Annotated in this window: 2 protein-coding genes; both read right to left on the reverse strand. The window is 67.0% G+C overall.

The genetic code is table 11. The features are described 5' to 3' along the window. Positions 1 to 2,118, reverse strand: a 2,118-nt coding sequence (locus tag ABZY11_RS43295; RefSeq protein ID WP_356484440.1) for a condensation domain-containing protein, incomplete at its 3' end; no start/stop codon positions are given. Further along, positions 2,115 to 4,088: condensation domain-containing protein (locus ABZY11_RS43300; RefSeq protein WP_356484441.1), on the reverse strand; the 1,974-nt coding region annotated here is incomplete at its 5' end. The genes ABZY11_RS43300 and ABZY11_RS43295, both read right to left, overlap by 4 nt.

Genomic DNA, 4,088 nt, shown 5'->3' on the forward strand with positions numbered 1-4,088 from the left:
CTCCAGATGGGAAGGGGTCGCCTTGAGGAAACTGATCGGGGTGTTGGTGCAGATCAGGTCGATCGCCGCGTCGAACGCCGTCTGATCCGGTGCGGCGACAGGGATGACGAGCTGCTGGCCCTGAATGAGAGGCAGGAACAGCGCCGTGATCGTCAGATCGAACGTCACCGACGAATACAGAACCGAGCCGATACCGCCCGGGATGTGCGCGGGATAGTTCTGGTCGCACCAGTACAGGTAGTTCACGACACCACGGTGCTCAAGAGCGACACCCTTCGGCTTGCCCGTCGAGCCCGAGGTGTAGATCACATAGGCCAGATCATCCGGCGAAGCCAGCGGCCCGGGATCGGAGTCGGGACTAGCCGGCCACTGAGTGTCGACCAGCAGCCGCGGGAACCCCTCCGGAATGCGGTCGCCGAGGCCGGTGCTGGTGATGACGAGCGGAGCATTCGCATCCTCGACCATGTAGGTGATCCGGTCGATCGGATAGTCCGGATCGAGAGGAACGAACGCGGCACCGGCCTTCAGGACGCCCAGGAGCGTGGCGATGAGGTCGGGCGAGCGGTCGAGGCAGACGGCAATCAGGGTGTCTGCGGTGATACCGGTGCCGCGCAGGTGATGGGCGAGCTGGTTCGCACGGGCATTGATCTCACCATAGGTCCAACGGCGACCCCCGTACGTGACAGCGATCGCATCGGGACTCGCGGCGACACGCTCCTCGATGAGCTGATGAATGGTCGCGGTGTCCGGATACGGAACACTGACACCGTTCCACTCGACCAGCACCTCCCGCCGCTCCCCCACCGTGAGCATATTGAGATCGCCGATGCGTGCGCCGGGCGCGTCCACTACAGAGGTCAGCAGGCTCTCCAGGTGGCCGGCCATGCGCTCGATCGTCTTCGCGTCGAACCTGCTCCGGTCGTAGACGAAGCGGAACTCCAGGGCCCGGCCCGCCGATACGACGAGGGTCAGCGGGTACCCAGTGCGCTCCACACAGTTGACAAGGCGCCGGGTGAGTCCCTCGGGGAAGTCAGACGGCTTCTGCACCACGGGGTAGTTCTCGAAGACGAGGATCGACCGGAACAGTGGCTCGCCGCGCGGGATCCTGCTGTGCTTCTGCACGTCGACGAGGTGACAGTACTCCCACTGCCGCATCTCCAGTTGTTCGTCCTGGAGATCCCTCAGCCACTCGGAGACGACGAGGTCGCCCGTGAGCCGGCCGCGCACCGGCAGCGTGTTGATGAACAGGCCCATCATCGACTCGACGCCGGGCAGATCGATCGACCGGCCCGAGATGGTGGAGCCGAACAGCACCTCGTCCTGGCGGCTGTACCGTGAGAGCAGGACCGACCACAGGCCCTGCACCAGTGTGTTCATCGTGACGCGCTGGGACTTGGCGTAGTCCCGGGCCCGCGCGAACATCTCTGCGGAGGCGCACACCTCGAACTCGCCGACTCCCGTGTCACCGGTGTCCTGGTCGATGTGCAGGGCGGTGGGCTCAGTGACGCCCGCCAGGTAATCGGTCCAGAACGCCGCGGAGCCGTCGTCCTGCCGGGAGTTGAGCCACTCGATGTAGCGGCGGTAGGGGACGGTCGGCGGTAGTTCGGCGGAAGTGCCGTCGAGCAGCGCGCGGTAGAGGGCGAACAGCTCCTTCTGGAGGATCTGCACACTCCAGCCGTCGAGGAGGATGTGATGGAACGACCAGACAACGATCCGGCGCTCCTCCCCCATCCGCAGCACGGTGACCCGGACCAGCGGGGCCCGTGAGAGGTCGAACCCCCGGTCCCAGTCCTCCGCCAGGAAGGTGCTCAGCCGCTCCTCCTGACCGGACAGGCCGCTCAGATCCCTCACTTCGAAGGGGAGGGGAGCTTGGCGCTGCACCACCTGCACCGGCTCCGACACTCCCTCCCACACGAACGCGCTGCGCAGGATCGAATGCCGGTCGACGAGCTGCTGCCAGGCGGCTCCGAACAGCGTCTCGTCGAAGGGTCCTTCGACCTCCTCCGTCATCTGCACCATGTACGGGCGCGTGTCGGAAGTGTCCTCCAGCGAGTGGTAAAGCATGCCGAACTGCAGGGGCGAGAGTCCGTAGACGTCTTCCACGTTGTGCGCACTCATATCGAGAACCTCTTCAGGATCGCGGCCATGTCGGCGTCACCGACATCGGTGAGGGGAACACCTGGGGACTCCCGGCGGGCGTCGGCGGCTCCGTCGGCACTGCCGGCGATCAGCTCGCGCAGGTGGCCGACGACACCGTCGGCCAGGCGCTCGACGGTGCGCCGCTCGTGCAGCGCGGTCGAGTAGTTGATGTACAGGCCGAACGTGTCGCCTTCGACGGCGGCGGTCACATCCAGCACGTTCCAGCGCATGCCGTCCGGGCTGATCGAGTGGCCCTTGGGCTCGTCAGGACCGGCGTACCGCCCGATGCCCGGCAGGTCCCTGGTGAACTGCCCCAGGTAGTTGAAGTTCACTTCCGGAGTGGGCTGCCGGCGCAGTACGGCGGCCACGTCCGGGGCGCCGAGGTGGCGCAGGATGCCGTAGCCGACGCCTCTGTTGGGGATCCGTGCCACCTGCTCGCGGACGGAGTCGAGCGAGGCCACCGGATCGGTGGCTCCCGGCGCCAGCCGCAGCGCGACGGGGAAGACGGACGTGAACCATCCGACCGTTCGCGACAGGTCCACGTCCGGGAACAGATCCTCACGGCCGTGTCCCTCCAGACCGATCAGGATCTCGTCGTCCCCCGTCCAGTCTCGCAGGGCCTGCGCCAGTGCGGTGAGCAACGCGTCGTTGATCTGGGTGCTGAAGACCCGTGGCACGTCCCGCAGCAAGGCACGCGTCTCCTCGGGGCTGAGCGCCGCCACGACGCTGGCGGCGGATCCCAGGTCGTTGCGGCCGTCCCGGTCACGCGGCACCCGGCCGGCCGGCTTGGGCTCGGCCCAGTAGGCGCACTCGGCCCTTGCCTGAGCGGAGTCGGCGAAGCCGTTCAGTCGCTGGGCCCATGACCGGAACGACGTCGTCTTCGCCGGCAGCAGGGGCGCGAGATCGGCAGCCCGCCGCTCGTAGCAACTGCCCAGGTCCTCCAGGAGGATCCGCCAGGACACACCGTCGACCGCCAGGTGGTGTACGACGGTGAGCAACCGCTGCCCGCGCGTCGGTCCCAACTCCAGCAGGGCGGCCCGCAACAACGGGCCCTTGGCCAGGCCGAGGCTCTGCTGCGTCTTTTCCGCGATGTCCAGCGACACCGACGCCAGGGACTCGTCCGAGACACCGGACAGGTCGTGCACGTCGAGGAGGTCGGTGTCCACGGTCTCGTCCAGGTACTGCCGCCAGCCGTCGGGCCCGTCCACGCAGCGCAGGCGCAGCGCGTCGTGGTGCTCGATCAGGTCGGCCAGCGCGAGCCGCAGCACGTCGGGGGCGAGCCCGTCGGTAACGAGAAGCTCGGCCTGGTTGAAGTGGTCGAACGTCGGCAGGTCCTTCTCGAAGAACCAGTGCTGGATCGGTGTCAGCGGGACCTCGCCCGCCACGCGGCCCTGCTCCGCATCGACCGATGTGGTCGCAGCGGCGTGGACCGCGATCTCGGCGATCGTCTGGTTCTTGAAGATCAGACGCGGAGTGAGGTGCACACCGAACTTCTTGGCCCGGGCGATCATCTGAATGCTGATGATCGAATCCCCGCCCAGTTCGAAGAAGTTGTCGTGGATGCCGACGGTGTCGATACCGAGGATCTCGGACCAGATCGCGGCAAGGGTGCGCTCGGTGTCCGTCCGGGGTGCGGTGTAGGTGGTGGCGAGTTCGGGGCGGTGGTGGCCGGGCGCGGGAAGCGCGTTGGTGTCGACCTTTCCGTTGGGTGTCAGGGGCAGTTGGTCGAGGGGGACGTAGGTGCTGGGGACCATGTAGTCGGGCAGTTGCCGCTGGAGGTGGGTGCGGAGTTGGTGTGTGGTGGGTGTGTTGCCGGGAGTGGCGACGATGTAGGCGATGAGCTGTTTGTTGCCCGGTGTGTCCTCGCGGGTGGTGACGGCGGTGGTGTGGATGTGGGGGTGGGTGTTGAGGGCTGCTTCGATCTCGCCGAGTTCGATCCGGTAGCCGCG

It is taken from the genome of Streptomyces sp. NPDC006510, from assembly GCF_040611955.1.
Classification (GTDB): Bacteria; Actinomycetota; Actinomycetes; order Streptomycetales; family Streptomycetaceae; genus Streptomyces.